At 59.0% G+C, this 17,181-nt stretch carries 14 protein-coding genes; 8 read left to right on the forward strand and 6 right to left on the reverse strand.

Features of this window, described 5'->3' with window-relative positions:
• Positions 1-5 precede the first annotated feature (5 nt).
• From frr to rpsB, 4 genes are all read right to left on the reverse strand, one after another.
• Positions 6-563: a ribosome recycling factor gene (gene frr / locus AAEZ06_RS06985; RefSeq protein WP_133099418.1), complete on the reverse strand. Its 558-nt coding sequence runs from the start codon at positions 561-563 to the stop codon at positions 6-8.
• Complete coding sequence (gene pyrH / locus AAEZ06_RS06990) at positions 560-1,303, reverse strand: UMP kinase (protein ID WP_149412996.1); 744 nt, start codon at positions 1,301-1,303, stop codon at positions 560-562. Before pyrH ends, frr begins: the two co-directional genes overlap by 4 nt.
• Before the next feature lie 211 nt (positions 1,304-1,514).
• Complete coding sequence (gene tsf, locus AAEZ06_RS06995) at positions 1,515-2,378, reverse strand: translation elongation factor Ts (protein ID WP_149412995.1); 864 nt, start codon at positions 2,376-2,378, stop codon at positions 1,515-1,517.
• A gap of 205 nt (positions 2,379-2,583) precedes the next feature.
• A complete protein-coding gene (gene rpsB / locus AAEZ06_RS07000; RefSeq protein WP_149412994.1) occupies positions 2,584-3,321 on the reverse strand; it encodes a 30S ribosomal protein S2 in 738 nt (245 codons plus the stop codon).
• Positions 3,322-3,706: 385 nt separating this feature from the next.
• On the opposite strand from rpsB, the gene map reads away from it, so the two are divergent.
• The 3 genes from map to dapC all read left to right on the forward strand — a co-directional run bounded on the left by map (position 3,707) and on the right by dapC (position 8,518).
• Entirely contained in the window at positions 3,707-4,489 is a 783-nt protein-coding gene (gene map / locus AAEZ06_RS07005) for a type I methionyl aminopeptidase (RefSeq protein ID WP_350613600.1), read from the forward strand.
• 62 nt (positions 4,490-4,551) lie between these two features.
• Complete coding sequence (locus AAEZ06_RS07010; protein WP_350613602.1) at positions 4,552-7,254, forward strand: [protein-PII] uridylyltransferase; 2,703 nt, start codon at positions 4,552-4,554, stop codon at positions 7,252-7,254.
• A gap of 64 nt (positions 7,255-7,318) precedes the next feature.
• On the forward strand, positions 7,319-8,518 hold the full coding sequence (gene dapC, locus AAEZ06_RS07015) for a succinyldiaminopimelate transaminase (RefSeq protein WP_350613604.1): 1,200 nt from the start codon (positions 7,319-7,321) through the stop codon (positions 8,516-8,518).
• 15 nt (positions 8,519-8,533) lie between these two features.
• On the opposite strand, the gene AAEZ06_RS07020 is transcribed toward dapC, so the two are convergent.
• Positions 8,534-10,177: a Na+/H+ antiporter gene (locus AAEZ06_RS07020; protein ID WP_149412990.1), complete on the reverse strand. Its 1,644-nt coding sequence runs from the start codon at positions 10,175-10,177 to the stop codon at positions 8,534-8,536.
• A gap of 212 nt (positions 10,178-10,389) precedes the next feature.
• Here AAEZ06_RS07020 and AAEZ06_RS07025 point away from each other — a divergent pair, with 212 nt between their 5' ends.
• From AAEZ06_RS07025 to AAEZ06_RS07040, 4 genes are all read left to right on the forward strand, one after another.
• A complete protein-coding gene (locus AAEZ06_RS07025; protein ID WP_149412989.1) occupies positions 10,390-10,752 on the forward strand; it encodes an ArsC family reductase in 363 nt (120 codons plus the stop codon).
• A 33-nt stretch (positions 10,753-10,785) separates the two neighbouring features.
• A complete protein-coding gene (gene dapD / locus AAEZ06_RS07030) occupies positions 10,786-11,820 on the forward strand; it encodes a 2,3,4,5-tetrahydropyridine-2,6-dicarboxylate N-succinyltransferase (protein ID WP_350613607.1) in 1,035 nt (344 codons plus the stop codon).
• 70 nt (positions 11,821-11,890) lie between these two features.
• Positions 11,891-13,096 carry an aminotransferase class V-fold PLP-dependent enzyme gene (locus AAEZ06_RS07035; protein ID WP_350613609.1) on the forward strand — a complete coding sequence of 402 codons (1,206 nt, stop codon included), beginning with the start codon at positions 11,891-11,893 and terminating at the stop codon, positions 13,094-13,096.
• Positions 13,093-13,515 carry a SufE family protein gene (locus AAEZ06_RS07040; RefSeq protein WP_350613611.1) on the forward strand — a complete coding sequence of 141 codons (423 nt, stop codon included), beginning with the start codon at positions 13,093-13,095 and terminating at the stop codon, positions 13,513-13,515. The genes AAEZ06_RS07035 and AAEZ06_RS07040 overlap by 4 nt, the downstream gene beginning before the upstream one ends.
• A 1-nt stretch (position 13,516) precedes the next feature.
• Here the strand turns inward: AAEZ06_RS07040 and tcdA are convergent, their stop codons facing one another.
• The gene (gene tcdA, locus AAEZ06_RS07045; RefSeq protein WP_178114484.1) at positions 13,517-14,326 is read right to left on the reverse strand and encodes a tRNA cyclic N6-threonylcarbamoyladenosine(37) synthase TcdA; all 810 of its coding nucleotides are present in this window, start codon (positions 14,324-14,326) and stop codon (positions 13,517-13,519) included.
• A 218-nt stretch (positions 14,327-14,544) separates the two neighbouring features.
• Between tcdA and AAEZ06_RS07050 the strand changes: the two genes are divergently transcribed.
• Entirely contained in the window at positions 14,545-17,136 is a 2,592-nt protein-coding gene (locus AAEZ06_RS07050; protein ID WP_149412984.1) for a glycosyltransferase, read from the forward strand.
• Positions 17,137-17,181 lie beyond the last annotated feature (45 nt).

Genomic DNA, 17,181 nt, shown 5'->3' on the forward strand with positions numbered 1-17,181 from the left:
GACCCTTATACAGCCATCAAGTCCGCTTCTTTTTGCTTGGTGGCCGCGTCGATATCAGACTCAGCCTTATCGGTCAGCTTCTGGATATCCGCAGCAGCACGGCGCTCTTCGTCTTCACTGATTTCCTTGTCCTTAACCAGCTTTTTCAGGTCACCCAAGGCATCGCGACGAATGTTGCGCACGGCAACACGAGCATCTTCCGCAGCACTACGCGCCTGTTTGGTAAAGCCCTTACGGGTTTCTTCGGTCAGGGCAGGCATGGAGATCAACAACAACTCGCCCAGGTTGGTCGGATTGAGGTTCAGACCAGCACTCTGGATTGCCTTGTCGACTGCCCCGAGCATATTGCGCTCAAAGGCCACGACTTGCAGGGTGCGCGAGTCTTTTACGGTGATGTTGGCCACTTGGGTGATGGAAGTGTCTGCGCCGTAGTACGGCACCATCACGCTACCCAGGATGCTCGGGTGTGCCTTGCCGGTACGAATCTGGCCAAATGCATGGGCCAGAGACTCCAGGGATTTGTGCATACGCTCTTGAGCGTCTTTCTTGATTTCGTTGATCATTGTTGAGCCTCCTCGATCAGAGTCCCTTCTGCGCCGCCGTGTACGATGTTCAGCAGGGCGCCGGGCTTGTTCATGTTAAATACGCGAAGCGGCATCTTGTGGTCGCGACACAGGCAAATAGCTGTCAGATCCATCACACCCAGCTTGCGATCCAGCACTTCATCATAAGTCAGATGATCGAACTTCTCGGCATGCGGGTCTTTAAACGGGTCAGCAGTGTAAACGCCATCAACCTTGGTTGCCTTAAGTACCACGTCCGCATTGATTTCAATGCCACGCAAGCAGGCTGCCGAGTCGGTGGTGAAGAAGGGATTGCCGGTACCAGCAGCAAAAATCACCACGTCCTTGGCATCCAGGTGACGCATGGCTTTGCGCCGGTCATAGTGATCGGTTACACCGACCATGGAAATAGCAGACATCACGATCGCCGTGATGTTGGCCCGCTCCAGAGCATCGCGCATGGCCAGGGCATTCATCACAGTGGCCAGCATGCCCATGTGGTCGCCGGTTACCCGATCCATGCCAGCAGCGCTGAGTGCCGCACCGCGGAACAGGTTGCCGCCGCCTATCACCAGGCCGACCTGGACACCGATACCGACCAGTTGGCCGACTTCCAGCGCCATGCGGTCGAGTACCTTGGGATCGATCCCGAACTCTTCCGAGCCCATCAGGGCCTCGCCGCTAAGCTTGAGTAGAATGCGTTTATAGCGAGCCTGATAACCACTGCCCTGCTGAGCCATTGCGAATCTCTCCTGCGGCGTATTTTTAAAAATTCTTGGCAAACCGTTTACGGCCTGCGTTCACTCTAGCTGGACGCTGTCACAGCGCCATCGGAACACGGCTTTGTAAGCCAGTTCCGCAGGGAAACCAAATAAAATCGGTCACCCCATTTGAAAAGAGGCTGCGCGCGTAAGCGGGCAGCCTCCTTTTGGGCGACAGTTGAAAACTGTCTTACTTCTTGCTGGCAGCCAGTTGGGCAGCAACTTCTTCAGCGAAGTTGTCGACCGGCTTCTCGATGCCGTCACCTACTTTGTAGTAGGTGAAGGAAACGATTTCAGCGCCGCCTTTCTTGGCCAGTTCACCGATCTTGATTTCAGGGTTCTTGACGAACGCCTGCTCAACCAGGCTAGCTTCGGCGAGGAACTTGCTGATACGACCAGAAACCATTTTCTCGACGATTTCAGCAGGCTTGCCTTTGATCTTGTCTTCGTTGAGGCTCATGAACACGGCTTTTTCGCGCTCGATGGCTTCAGCGGAAACTTGCGACGGCAGCAGGAACTCAGGGTTGCTGGCAGCTACGTGCATCGCAATGTCTTTGGCCAGTTCAACGTTGCCGCCGTTCAGAGCCACGACTACACCGATCTTGTTGCCGTGCAGGTAAGCACCCACAACGTCACCTTCGATACGGGCCAGACGACGGATATTGACGTTTTCGCCTACTTTAGCAATCAGTGCTTCACGCGCCGGCTCTTGAGCGGCGATCAGTGGAGCAGCGTCAGTCAGTTTGTCAGCGAAGGCTTTTTCAACGCTGGCAGCGACGAAGTTCTTGAAGTCGTCTTGCAGGGCCAGGAAGTCGGTCTGCGAGTTGACTTCAATGATAACGGCAACCTTGCCGTCTTCCTTGATAGCAATCGCGCCTTCAGCAGCAATGTTGCCTGCTTTCTTGGCAGCCTTAATGGCGCCCGAAGCACGCATGTCATCAATGGCTTTTTCGATGTCGCCGTCAGCCTTGGTCAAGGCCTTCTTGCAATCCATCATGCCTTCGCCAGTACGCTCACGCAGTTCTTTGACCAACGCTGCAGTAATCTCTGCCATTTTCAAAATCCTCTTGGATAGGTCTTCAACCATTCCACCCGATCGAACGGGCGATCAATTCTTCCCGAACAACCCTTGTAGGCCGCTGCACGTTACAAGCGCAATAGATGCGCTGCCACAAGTGGGCGCCGACAAATGGTTTTCGAGGTGGCAAAAAGGGGGCCAAGCCCCCTTTTTGCTTACTGAGTCAACGCCAAGGCGTCAGTTACTCAGCAGCAGCTACCGGAGCTTCTTCAACAAACTGCTCGGCACCGCCAGCAACGTGGTTGCGGCCACGGATAACAGCGTCAGCCATCGAACCCATGTACAGCTGGATAGCGCGGATTGCGTCATCGTTGCCTGGGATGATGTAGTCAACGCCGTCCGGGCTGCTGTTGGTATCGACTACGCCGATAACCGGGATACCCAGCTTATTGGCTTCGGTGATCGCGATACGCTCGTGATCAACGTCGATAACGAACAGTGCGTCAGGCAGACCGCCCATGTCCTTGATACCACCCAGGGAACGATCGAGCTTCTGAAGATCGCGAGTGCGCATCAGCGCCTCTTTCTTGGTCAGCTTGGTGAAAGTCCCATCTTCGGCTTGCACTTCAAGGTCACGCAGACGCTTGATGGAAGCACGGATGGTTTTGAAGTTGGTCAGCATGCCGCCCAACCAGCGGTGATCGACGTACGGCGAACCGCAACGTGCTGCTTCTTCAGCAACGATCTTGCCAGCGGAACGCTTGGTGCCGACGAACAGAATCTTGTTTTTGCCCTGGGCCAGGCGCTCTACGAAAGTCAGAGCTTCGTTGAACATTGGCAGGGTTTTTTCAAGGTTGATGATGTGAATCTTGTTACGTGCGCCGAAAATGTATTTACCCATTTTCGGGTTCCAGTAACGGGTTTGGTGACCGAAGTGGACACCGGCCTTCAGCATATCGCGCATGTTGACTTGGGACATGATAGTTCCTTAGTAAGTCGGGTTTGGCCTCCACGTATCCCAATGACCAACCAGCGGCTTTAAGCCTCCGGCACCCAGGTCATCGTGTCGACACGTGTGTGGATTTAAGCTTTGCAGGGTATCCCCGGAAAGCGGCGCATTTTATACCACACAGAGGGGAAAAACGAAACCCGCAATCACATTTGCTGCCAGTCGCTTTTGCGCAAGCCTTTGAATAGAGCCAGAATGCCCACACCTAATAGATAGAAGCGATACCCATACGCTCATGGTTTGCACCCCGCGTCTGGTAGAATCACGTTTTTTAGGCTTGTGCGAATGCTGCAACCTTTTGTCGCACACCTGTAAACCGTATTGATTTCAGCGCTATGCGCTAGAGAGAGCCTGTATGACCGTCACCCTCAAAACCGCCGAAGATATTGCTGGAATGCGCGTTGCCGGAAAACTGGCTGCCGACGTACTGGAAATGATTGCCGAACACGTCAAGCCCGGCGTCACCACCGAAACACTGGACCGCATCTGCCATGACTATATTGTCGACGTGCAGAAAGCCATCCCTGCCCCGCTGAACTACAAGGGTTTCCCCAAGTCGATCTGCACCTCGATCAACCACGTGGTCTGCCACGGGATCCCGGGCGACAAACCGTTGAAAGACGGCGATACCCTGAACATCGATGTCACCGTGATCAAGGACGGCTACCACGGCGACACCAGCCGCATGTTCCACGTCGGCACTGTTCCCGTATGGGCCGAACGCCTGTCGCAGATCACCCAGGAATGCATGTACAAAGCCATCGAGATCGTCAAGCCCGGCTGCCGCCTGGGGGATATCGGTGAAGTGATCCAGAAGCACGCGGAAAAGAACGGTTTCTCGGTGGTTCGCGAATTCTGCGGCCATGGCATCGGCAAGGTGTTCCACGAAGAGCCGCAAATCCTGCACTACGGCCGCGCGGGCACCGGCATGGAACTCAAAGCAGGCATGACCTTCACCATCGAACCGATGATCAACCAGGGCAAGGCCGACACCAAGGTGCTGGGCGACGGCTGGACCGCCATCACCAAGGACCGCAAGCTTTCGGCCCAGTGGGAGCACACCCTATTGGTCACCGAAACCGGCTACGAGATCTTCACCCTGCGCGCCGACGACACAATCCCCCGCGTTTCGGCCTGAGGCTTGCACCGGTTTTTCGCACACAGCTGTTGTGACTTATAGATAGAAAGGAAAGCCGATCAATGCCCCAGGTGGATCCCGAACTCTTCGATCGTGGCCAGTTCCAGGCAGAACTGGCCCTGAAGGCAAGCCCTATCGCCGCCTTCAAGAAGGCCATCCGCCAGGCCCGGGATGTGCTCGATGAGCGCTTTCGCAGTGGCCGGGATATCCGTCGGCTGATCGAGGACCGCGCCTGGTTCGTCGACAATATCCTGCAAAAGGCCTGGGAACAGTTCACCTGGAGTGAAGACGCCGACATCGCCCTGGTGGCGGTGGGCGGCTACGGTCGCGGCGAACTGCACCCCTACTCCGACATCGACCTGCTGATTCTACTGGACAGCGCCGACCACGAAATTTTCCGCGATTCCATCGAGCGTTTTCTGACGTTGTTGTGGGACATCGGCCTGGAAGTCGGGCAAAGCGTGCGCTCGGTGGATGAGTGCGCCCAGGAAGCCCGCGCCGACCTTACTGTGGTCACTAACCTGATGGAAAGCCGCACCATCAGCGGCCCCGAGCGCCTGCGCATACGCATGCTGGAAGTTACCAGCACCGAGCGCATGTGGCCGAGCAAGGACTTCTTCCTGGCCAAGCGTGCCGAGCAGAAAGCCCGTCATCACAAGTACAACGACACTGAATACAACCTGGAACCCAACGTCAAAGGCTCCCCTGGTGGCCTGCGGGATATCCAGACCATTTTGTGGGTGGCTCGTCGCCAGTACGGCACCCTGAACCTGCGCGCACTGGCCGGCGAAGGCTTCTTGGTGGAGAGCGAAAACGCTTTATTGGCCTCGTCCCAGGAGTTCCTGTGGAAGGTACGCTACGCCCTACACATGCTCGCGGGGCGCTCCGAAGACCGTCTGCTGTTCGATCACCAGCGCTCCATCGCCACCCTGCTGGGCTTTGAAGGCGAAGACGCCAAGACCAGCATCGAAAGCTTCATGCAGCAGTACTACCGGGTGGTCATGAGCATTGCCCAGCTCAGCGACCTGATCATTCAGCACTTCGAAGAAGTGATCCTCGCTCCGGAAGACGAAGCGCCGCCACAACCCATCAACGCCCGCTTCCAACTGCATGACGGTTACATCGAGGCCCGCAACGACAACGTGTTCAACCGCACGCCGTTCGCCATGCTGGAAATCTTCGTATTGATGGCCCAACAGCCGGAAATCAAAGGTGTACGCGCCGATACCATTCGTCTATTGCGGGAAAATCGTCACCTGATCGACGATAATTTCCGCAATGACATCCGCAACACCAGCCTGTTTATCGAACTGTTCAAGTGCAAATTCGGCATCCACCGCAACCTGCGCCGGATGAACCGCTACGGCATTCTCGGGCGCTACCTGCCGGAGTTCGGCTTTATCGTCGGGCAAATGCAGCACGACCTGTTCCATATCTATACGGTCGATGCCCACACCCTGAACCTGATCAAGCACCTGCGTAAGTTGCAGTACACCCAGGTATCAGAGAAATTCCCGCTGGCCAGCAAGCTTATGGCCAAGCTACCCAAGCCGGAACTGATCTACCTCGCCGGTCTGTATCACGACATCGGCAAGGGTCGTCACGGCGATCACTCGGAAATCGGCGCGGTGGACGCCAAGGCATTCTGCCAGCGCCACCAACTGCCGCTGTGGGATAGCAGCCTGATTGTCTGGCTGGTGCAAAACCACCTGGTGATGTCCACCACGGCCCAGCGCAAGGACTTGTCCGACCCGCAGGTGATCCATGACTTCGCCCAGGCCGTCGGTGACGAAACCCATCTCGATTACCTGTACGTGCTGACCGTCTCCGACATCAACGCCACCAACCCGACGCTGTGGAATTCCTGGCGCGCCAGCCTGTTGCGCCAGCTCTACACCGAGACCAAGCGCGCGCTACGTCGCGGCCTGGAGAACCCGGTGGACCGCGAAGAACAGATCCGGCGCACCCAAAGTGCCGCCCTGGACATCCTGGTGCGCGGCGGCAACGACCCAGACGATGTCGAGCAACTCTGGTCGCAACTGGGTGACGACTACTTCCTGCGCCACACTGCTGGCGACGTGGCCTGGCACAGCGACGCGATCCTGCAGCAACCGGCCGATGGCGGCCCACTGGTGCTGATCAAGGAAACCACCCAGCGCGAGTTCGAAGGCGGCACGCAAATCTTCATCTATGCACCGGACCAGCATGACTTCTTCGCCGTGACCGTGGCGGCGATGGACCAGCTCAACCTGAACATTCACGACGCTCGGGTCATCACCTCCAGCAGCCAGTTCACCCTCGACACCTACATCGTGCTCGACACCGAAGGTGAGTCCATCGGCGACAACCCGGTGCGGGTAAAAAAGATTCGCGAAGGCCTCACCGAAGCACTGCGCAACCCTGACGATTACCCGACCATCATCCAGCGTCGGGTGCCGCGCCAACTCAAACACTTCGCCTTTGCACCCCAGGTGACCATCCACAACGACGCCCAGCGCCCGGTGACGGTACTGGAACTCAGCGCCCCGGATCGCCCGGGCCTGCTCGCGCGGATCGGCACGATTTTCCTGGAGTTCGACCTGTCGTTGCAAAACGCCAAGATTGCGACCCTGGGCGAACGAGTGGAAGACGTGTTCTTTATTACCGATGCTGACAATCAGCCTCTTTCCGACCCTGAACTTTGCCGTCGCTTGCAGGATGCAATCGTCGAGCAGTTAAGCGTGAGCCAGGAACCTGGGGTTGAGTTGTCGCGATTGAGTATTTGACTGACGGGGGCGATCTCACTGCCTCCTCTTATCCAGCGTTCACCGCCTTGCACGAGATCCACCGATGAACAACGCCCTGAACCAGTTGCAGCCCTATCCGTTCGAGAAATTGCGCGCCCTGCTGGGGAGCGTCACGCCGAACCCGGACAAACGCCCGATTGCCCTGTCCATCGGCGAACCCAAGCACAAATCCCCGACGTTCGTCGCCGAGGCCCTGGCCAACAACCTCGATCAGATGGCGGTGTACCCGAGTACCCTGGGCATTGCGGCGTTACGCGAAGCCATTGGCACCTGGTGCGAACGCCGCTTCAGCGTACCCGAGGGCTGGCTGGACCCTGCGCGCAACATCCTGCCCGTCAACGGTACCCGTGAAGCGCTGTTCGCCTTCACCCAGACCGTGGTCAACCGGGGCGACGACGCGCTGGTGGTCAGCCCGAACCCGTTCTACCAAATCTACGAAGGTGCAGCGTTTCTCGCCGGGGCCAAGCCACATTACCTGCCGTGCCTGGTCGAAAACGGCTTCAACCCTGATTTCGATGCGGTCTCGGCCGACGTCTGGAAACGCTGCCAGATTCTGTTCCTATGCTCGCCAGGCAATCCGACCGGCGCCTTGATTCCGGTCGACACCCTGAAAAAACTGATCGCCCTGGCCGACGAGTACGACTTCGTGATCGCCGCCGACGAGTGCTACAGCGAGCTGTACTTCGACGAACAAACCCCGCCGCCGGGCCTGCTCAGTGCCTGCGTCGAACTGGGCCGCCAGGATTTCAAACGCTGCGTGGTGTTCCACAGCCTGTCCAAGCGTTCCAACCTGCCGGGCTTGCGCTCAGGCTTTGTCGCCGGTGACGCCGAAATCCTCAAAGCCTTCCTGCTGTACCGCACCTACCACGGCTGCGCGATGCCGGTACAAACCCAGTTGGCGAGCATTGCCGCCTGGCAGGATGAGGCCCATGTGCAAGCCAACCGCGACCTGTACCGGGAAAAGTTCGCCGCTGTGCTGGCTATTCTCAAGCCGGTGCTGGACGTGCAAAACCCGGATGGCGGTTTCTACCTGTGGCCAAATATCGAAGGCGATGATGCGGCCTTCTGCCGGGATTTGTTCGTGGAAGAACATGTGACCGTGGTGCCAGGTTCTTACCTGTCCCGGGAAGTCGACGGTTTCAACCCCGGCGCCGGGCGCGTGCGCATGGCGCTGGTTGCGCCACTGGCCGAGTGCGTGGAAGCGGCGGAGCGGATTCGCGACTTTATCCAGCGTCGTCGGTAAGACTCGATATCCGGGTCATTTGATATGGCCCAGATTCGCCTCACTCATATCCAGGTCCGCCAACACCTCCCGCAGTACGTCATCACCAACCTGGTGATGGCGACTCAGGCTATATAACTCCAGGCGCTGTGCCCGCAAGGCCTTGAGTCGCAACTTACGCTCCAGTTGATCCATGTGTAACGCCAGGGCCTGGGCTTCGGCCGAGTCGTTGAACACTTCCAGTTGATGGCGATACTCCGACATGATCCGCGCCTTGAGCTCAGTGGCCAGCGCAGCCTGGGCGGCGTCCTGGGGCGCAGCTTCTGCTGCTTCCTCGGTCTCCAGGGCGTGAATCGCCGCTTCGGCGGTTTTCTTCCAGGCGTCACGCACCTCACCGCGACGCTTGTCATCCGGGCTCTTTTCGATACCCCTCAGCAACAACGGCAAGGCGATGCAAGCGGCGACCAGAGAAAGCAAAATCACCCCAGCAGCGATGAATATCAACAGGTCACGCTCCGGGAAGGCCACGCCGGGTGCCAGCAGCAACGGCACCGACATCACACCTGCCAGGGTCACCGCCCCACGCACTCCGCCCACCGTCAACAGCCAGCAGGAACGGGCTTTCGGCACCAACGTCAGTTCGCTTTTACCCCGCAAGCGCCGTAGCAATCCCGACAGTCGCCAGATGCTTTGCACCCAGATAAACCGCAGCACCAGCAACACCAGAAAAATCGCGATCACGTCCAGGCAGCGATACAGTAAGGTCGGCCACAAGGTAGCTTCGTGGCTGGTTACCGCCTTGATGATGTCCGGCAGTTGCAGGCCCAGCAACAGGAAGATCAGGCCGTTAAAGGCAAACTCCAGCAGCGACCAGACGCTGCGATTGAGCAAACGCGTGCTGGTCTGACGCGGCAGCAAGTCCAGCCAGCTCTGCATCATCCCGGCCGCCACCGCCGACAAAATCCCCGAAGCGCCCAAACGCTCAGCCAATACATAGGCGGCAAATGGCAGCAGCAACATGAACACCACGTGGGTTGCCGGATCGTCCCAGCCTCGGGCAACCATCCAGGCCCGCAGGCGGCCCACCAGCCAGCTCAAGGCCACACCAATGGCCAGCCCGCCAAGCGCCACCAGCACGAATGTCAGGCTGGCATTGGCCAAGGAGAACACACCGGTCACCGCCGCCACCAGGGCAAACTTGAAGGTCACCAGGCCCGATGCATCGTTCATCAGCGCTTCGCCCTGAAGCATGTGCATCAAGGGTGTTGGCAAGCGATTCTGGGAAATAGCCGATACCGCCACGGCATCTGTCGGCGACAACACCGCCGCGAGGGCGAAGGCCACCGGCAAGGGGATGGTCGGCAGCAGCCAATGGATGAAATACCCAGCGCCCACCACCGTGAACAGCACCAACCCCACTGCAAGCGTCAGGATCGGCCCGCGCAGGCGCCACAATTCGCGCTTGGGCATACGCCAGCCATCCGAGAACAGCAGCGGCGGTAAAAACAGGAAAAGAAACAATTCCGGGTCCAATGCCACGTGCAGCCCCAGGGTCGGCCAGGCGAGCAGAGCCCCGGCGGCGATCTGCACCAGCGGCAACGGCAGCGGGATCACACGCCCGACAAGACGCGAAACACTGACCAGCATCAGCAGAATAAGGACGGTGTAAGCAGTTTGCATAACGCGAAATTCCCAGCCAATCGATTTACTACGACACACATCAGGCAACGCGTCGCCGTTGAAGTGCCATATTAGCTGCTTATGCTGCCGACGGGCCGTTGAACAAAAGTCGCACACCCTGACACGAGGTGGTGACGAGCGGCACCGAAATGCTCTGGCCGTGGCATAATCCGTGACCTTTCGTTTCCAGCAGCCCAAAGGGGGGCAATTCCTTGACCGATTCAAGTAAAACGTTGCACCTTTTCGGCATCAAAGCCTGCGACACCATGAAAAAGGCGCGCACCTGGCTCGATGAACACGCTGTCAGCTATGAGTTTCATGACTACAAAACGGCCGGTATCGACCGCGAACACTTGACCCAATGGTGCAATGAGCACGGTTGGCAGGTGGTTTTGAACCGTGCAGGCACTACCTTTCGCAAACTCGAAGACGAACGCAAAGCCGATCTCGACCAGGCGAAAGCGATTGAACTGATGCTCGCACAACCCTCGATGATCAAGCGCCCGGTGCTTGATCTGGGTGACAGAACCCTGATTGGCTTCAAGCCAGATGTTTATTCGGCGGCCCTCAAGTAGGCCAGCCCATACCAATTGTGTAGAGGTAACAGCATGTCCAATTCCCTGTTCAGCCTAGGCTTCGGCGTCGGCACTCAGAACCGCCAAGGTGCTTGGCTGGAAGTGTTTTACGCACAGCCAGTGATCAATCCATCGGCAGAGATCCTTGCTGCTATCGCGCCGATCCTCGGTTACAGCGAAGGCAACCAGGCCATCGCCCTGAGTATCGCCCAGGCCTCACAACTGGCTGACGCACTGAAAAATGTAGATGCCACCCAAGCAGCCCTGCTGACTCGCCTGGCCGAAAGCCATAACCCGCTGGTCGCCACCCTGCTGGCCGAAGACGCGGCGCTGACCTCCACGCCTGAGGCCTACCTCAAGCTGCATTTGCTGTCTCATCGCCTGGTCAAGCCTCACGGCCTGAACCTGACTGGGGTTTTCCCGCTGCTGCCAAACGTGGCCTGGACCAGCCAGGGCGCCATCGACCAGTCGGAACTGGCCGGACGCCAACTGGAAGCGCGCCTGCGTGGCGAGCTGCTGGAAGTGTTCTCGGTGGACAAGTTCCCGAAAATGACCGACTACGTGGTGCCGAGCGGCGTGCGCATCGCTGACGCCGCGCGGATTCGCCTGGGCGCCTACATCGGCGAAGGCACCACCGTGATGCACGAAGGTTTCGTCAACTTCAACGCTGGCACTGAAGGCCCGGGCATGATCGAAGGCCGCGTGTCGGCTGGCGTGTTCGTCGGCAAGGGCTCGGACCTGGGCGGCGGTTGCTCCACCATGGGCACCCTGTCGGGCGGTGGCAACATCGTGATCAAGGTTGGCGAAGGCTGCCTGATCGGCGCCAACGCCGGTATTGGTATCCCGCTGGGCGACCGCAACACCGTGGAGTCAGGCCTGTACGTGACCGCCGGCACCAAGGTGGCGCTGCTCGACGAGCAGAACCAACTGGTCAAGGTGGTCAAGGCTCGCGAACTGGCGGGTCAACCTGACCTGCTGTTTCGCCGCAATTCCGAGACCGGTGCCGTGGAATGCAAAACCCACAAATCGGCCATCGAACTGAACGCAGCGCTGCACGCTCACAACTAAGCAGCGACTCGATGCCACTGGAGCAGGTCGTACCTTCGGGTACGGCTCGCTCATACGAGTCTTGAACACCATGCTTGTGCCCTCTCCCTGGCGCGCCGACTTTCCGGCCATCGCCACCCTGCAACGGCAAGGCCAGACCTACCTGGACAACGCCGCCACCACGCAAAAGCCTCAAGCCCTGCTGGACGCGACCATCCATTACTACGCCAATGGCGCAGCCAATGTGCACCGTGCCCAGCATTTGCCGGGCGCCCATGCGACCCAAGCCTTCGAGGACAGTCGCAGCAAGGTGGCGCAGTGGCTCAATGTTGGCGAGGATGGGCAAATCATCTTCACCCACGGCGCGACATCAGCGCTGAACCTCTTGGCTTACGGCCTTGAGCATCTTTTTACTCCTGGCGATGAGATTGTCATCAGCGCCCTGGAACACCACGCCAACCTGCTGCCCTGGCAGCAACTGGCCAAACGCCGCGAGCTTGATCTGGTGGTGCTACCCCTGGGCGATGATGGCTTGATCGACCTGCAAGCCGCCGCCCAATTAATCGGCCCGCGCACTCGACTGCTGGCGGTGAGCCAACTGTCCAATGTGCTTGGCACCTGGCAACCCTTGCCAGCGTTGTTGGCGATGGCCAAGGCTCAGGACGCGTTGACCGTGGTCGATGGCGCACAAGGCATCGTCCACGGCCGTCACGACGTCCAGGCCCTGGGCTGCGACTTCTATGTATTTTCCAGCCACAAACTCTACGGCCCGGATGGCGTCGGCGTGCTCTACAGCCGCAACGAAGCCTTACACCACCTGCGCCATTGGCAGTTTGGCGGCGAGATGGTGCAGCAGGCCGACTATCACAGTGCCAGCTTTCGCCAGGCGCCCCTGGGTTTTGAGGCGGGCACACCGCCGATTGCCGGGGTGATTGGCCTGGGGGCGACTCTGGACTACCTGATTTCACTGGATCAGCAAGCGGTGATGACCCACGAAGCTGCGCTGCATGACTATCTATTGCGCGGCTTGCGGACGCGTAATGGCGTACGGCTGCTGGGCCCACCGCAAGTGGCCTTGGCCAGCTTTGTGGTGGAGGGTGTGCATAACGCCGACCTCGCCCACCTGCTGACAGAACAAGGCATTGCCGTACGCGCGGGCCATCATTGCGCGATGCCGTTGCTCAAGCACATGGGGCTGTCGGGCGCGATCCGGGTTTCCCTGGCGCTGTACAACGATTCCGATGACCTAGAGCGCTTCTTCGAGGCGCTGGATCAGGCTTTGGACATGTTGCTATGAGTTTGCCAGCGCAGGCAGTGGCTGCTCTGGAAGCGTTTCAGGCAGTTGGCAGTTGGGAGCAACGTGCCCGACTGTTGATGCAATGGGGCGAGCGGCTACCGGCACTGCCTGATGCGGACAAGGTCGATGCCAACCTGGTGCAGGGCTGCGAAAGCCTGGTGTGGTTGGTGGGGCACTTGCAGGATGGGCATTGGCAGTTTGCCGCCAGCAGCGAAGCCCGGTTAATTCGTGGGCTGGTGGCGTTGCTGCTGGCTCGGGTTAACGGCTTGTCGGCGGTTGAATTGCAAGCTGTCGATCTGCCTGGCTGGTTTGAACAGCTGGGCTTGTCGCGGCAGTTGTCGCCTTCGCGTAGTAATGGGTTGAATGCGGTGCTGCAGAGGATGCGGGCGCTGAGTTTGTACTCAGAAAACCGACCGTAATCTACGTAATCTTGACCCGATCAGAAGGCCTGCGCACCCCGGCCACAATCTTATCCACCGCCTTGGTCGCCGCCACCATGCCAAACGTCGCGGTCACCATCATCACCGCACCAAACCCACCAGCACAGTCCAGCTTCACCCCATCCCCAACAAAACTCTTCTGCAGGCAAATGCTGCCATCAGGCTTGGGATAACGCAGTTGCTCCGTAGAAAACACACACGGCACGCTGTAATGCCGGGTCACGGTGCGGGAAAAACCGTAATCGCGGCGCAAGGTCGAGCGCACTTTCGATGCCAATGGATCGTTGAACGTACGGTTCAAATCGCACACCTGAATCAACGTCGGATCAATCTGCCCGCCCGCGCCGCCGGTGGTGATGATCTGGATCTTGCGCCGCTTGCACCAGGCGATCAGCGCCGCCTTGGCGTTGACGCTGTCGATACAGTCGATCACGCAGTCGATGTTGGGGGTGATGTACTCGGCCATGGTCTCGCGGGTGACGAAATCCGCCACTGCATGCACGGTGCAATCCGGGTTGATCCCGCGCAGGCGCTCGGCCATGACCTCGACCTTGGCTTGACCCACGGTGCTGTCCAGCGCGTGCAACTGGCGGTTGCTGTTGCTGACGCAGACGTCGTCCAGGTCGAACAGCGAGATCTCGCCCACGCCGCAGCGGGCGATAGCTTCTGCCGCCCAGGAGCCGACACCGCCGACGCCGACAATGGCCACATGGGCCGCTTTCAAGCGTTCCAGGCCTTCAATGCCATACAAACGGGCGATGCCAGCAAACCGTGGATCTTCTGTACTCATGACCATTACCCCAAAAACCGGCGCGCATTATAGGGCTACGCAGCGACAAGTTTTAAGCTACAAGCTACAAGTTAAGAACTTAGATGAACTTTCGCTGCCCAATGTCCGGTTTTTCTCGGCTTGCTGTACGGTAAGTCGAAGGCCAGTGTAGGATGCGCGCCGTTCGGCGCAGGCCGACACCTCTTTTCGTTCCACACCCTTTGGAACCCGAAATAGCTATGTCATCGCGTAAATTTGGACTCAACCTGGTGGTGGTGCTGGCGATTGCCGCGCTGTTCAGCGGCTTCTGGGCGTTGATCAACCGCCCGGTCACTACCCCCAACTGGCCTGAACAGATCTCCGGTTTTTCCTACTCGCCATTCCAGCAAGGCCAGTACCCGCAGAAAGACCAGTACCCCACCGACGAACAAATGCGCCGTGATCTGGAGATCATGAGCAAACTGACGGACAACATCCGTACCTATTCGGTCGACGCCACCCTGGGGGATATTCCCAAACTGGCGGAAGAATTCGGCCTGCGGGTAACCCTGGGGATCTGGATCAGCCCGGACCTTGAGCGCAACGAGCGCGAGATCCTGCGCGCCATCGAGATCGCCAACAGCTCGCGCAGTGTCGTGCGGGTCGTGGTGGGCAACGAAGCCCTGTTCCGCAAGGAAATCACCCCCGAAGCACTGATCGTCCTGCTGGACCGGGTCCGCGCTGCCGTGAAAGTGCCGGTGACTACCTCCGAGCAGTGGCACATTTGGGAAGACAACCCGCAACTGGGCAAGCACGTCGACCTGATTGCCGCGCATATCCTGCCATACTGGGAGCATATCCCGGTGGATAAGGCCGGCCAGTTCGTACTCGACCGTGCACGGGATCTGAAGAAGACTTTCCCGAAAAAGCCGTTGTTGCTATCGGAGGTTGGCTGGCCGAGCAATGGCCGGATGCGTGGCGGTTCAGATGCGTCCCCTGCCGACCAGGCAATTTATCTGCGCACGCTGGTGAACAAACTCAACCGTCAGGGCTACAACTACTTTGTGATCGAAGCCTTCGATCAGCCGTGGAAGGCCAGTGATGAAGGTTCGGTGGGCGCCTATTGGGGTGTGTTCAACGCCGCGCGCCAGCAGAAATTCAACTTTGAAGGCCCCGTTGTGGCGATCCCGCAATGGCGCGTGCTGGCCATCGGGTCGGTGGTGTTGGCGCTGCTGTCCCTGACCCTGCTGATGATCGACGGCTCGGCCCTGCGCCAGCGCGGTCGTACCTTTCTGACCTTTATCGCGTTCCTGTGCGGGTCGGTGCTGGTGTGGATCGGCTACGACTACAGCCAGCAATACAGCACCTGGTTCAGTCTGACGGTGGGTTTCCTGCTGGCACTCGGCGCCCTGGGCGTGTTTATCGTGTTGCTGACCGAGGCCCATGAACTGGCGGAAGCGGTCTGGACCCACAAGCGTCGGCGTGAATTCCTGCCGGTGACCGGGGATTCGGACTACCGCCCGAAAGTCTCTATCCATGTGCCCTGCTACAACGAGCCACCGGAGATGGTCAAACAGACCCTCGACGCCCTGGCCGCCCTCGACTATCCGGACTACGAAGTCCTGATCATCGACAACAACACCAAGGACCCAGCTGTGTGGGAGCCGGTGCGCGACTACTGTGAAACCCTCGGCCCGCGCTTCAAGTTCTTCCATGTCTCGCCCCTGGCCGGTTTCAAGGGCGGCGCGCTGAACTACCTGATCCCGCATACCGCCAAGGACGCCGAAGTGATCGCGGTGATTGACTCGGACTACTGCGTCGACCCGAACTGGCTCAAGCACATGGTGCCGCACTTCGCCGACCCGAAAATCGCCGTGGTGCAATCGCCCCAGGATTATCGCGACCAGAACGAAAGTACCTTCAAGAAGCTCTGCTACGCCGAATATAAAGGCTTCTTCCATATCGGCATGGTGACGCGAAACGACCGTGACGCGATCATCCAGCACGGCACCATGACCATGACCCGCCGTTCGGTACTGGAGGAACTGGGCTGGGCCGACTGGTGCATCTGCGAGGATGCCGAGCTGGGCCTGCGAGTCTTTGAAAAAGGCCTGTCGGCGGCGTATTACCACGAAAGCTACGGCAAGGGCCTGATGCCCGATACCTTTATCGACTTCAAGAAACAGCGCTTTCGCTGGGCCTACGGGGCGATTCAGATCATCAAGCGGCACACCGCCAGCCTGTTGCGCGGCAAGGGCACCGAACTGACCCGTGGCCAGCGCTACCACTTCCTCGCGGGCTGGTTGCCGTGGGTGGCAGACGGCATGAACATCTTCTTCACCGTCGGCGCCCTGTTGTGGTCGGCAGCGATGATCATCGTGCCGACGCGGGTCGACCCGCCACTGCTGATCTTCGCGATCCCGCCGTTGGCGCTGTTCGTGTTCAAGGTCGGCAAGATCATCTTCCTCTACCGTCGCGCCGTTGGCGTGAACCTCAAGGATGCGTTCTGCGCAGCGCTGGCCGGGTTGGCGTTGTCCCACACCATCGCCAAGGCGGTGCTGTACGGCTTTTTCACCACCAGTATTCCGTTCTTTCGCACACCGAAAAACGCCGATAACCACGGTTTCTGGGTAGCTATTTCTGAAGCCCGGGAAGAATTGTTCATCATGCTGCTGTTGTGGGGCGCGGCGCTGGGGATCTACCTGGTGCAGGGCCTGCCGAGTAATGACATGCGCTTCTGGGTGGTGATGCTGCTGGTGCAGTCGTTACCTTACCTGGCGGCGTTGATCATGGCGTTCCTGTCTTCGCTGCCGAAACCGGCCGCGGCGCCTGAACCTGTGCCAGCTTCGTAAAATCTTGTGCAATGCACTAAACGGCGGCCTCTGGCCGCCGTTTTG

Origin of the sequence: Pseudomonas sp. HY7a-MNA-CIBAN-0227 (assembly GCF_040310325.1) — a bacterium.
GTDB lineage: Bacteria > Pseudomonadota > Gammaproteobacteria > Pseudomonadales > Pseudomonadaceae > Aquipseudomonas.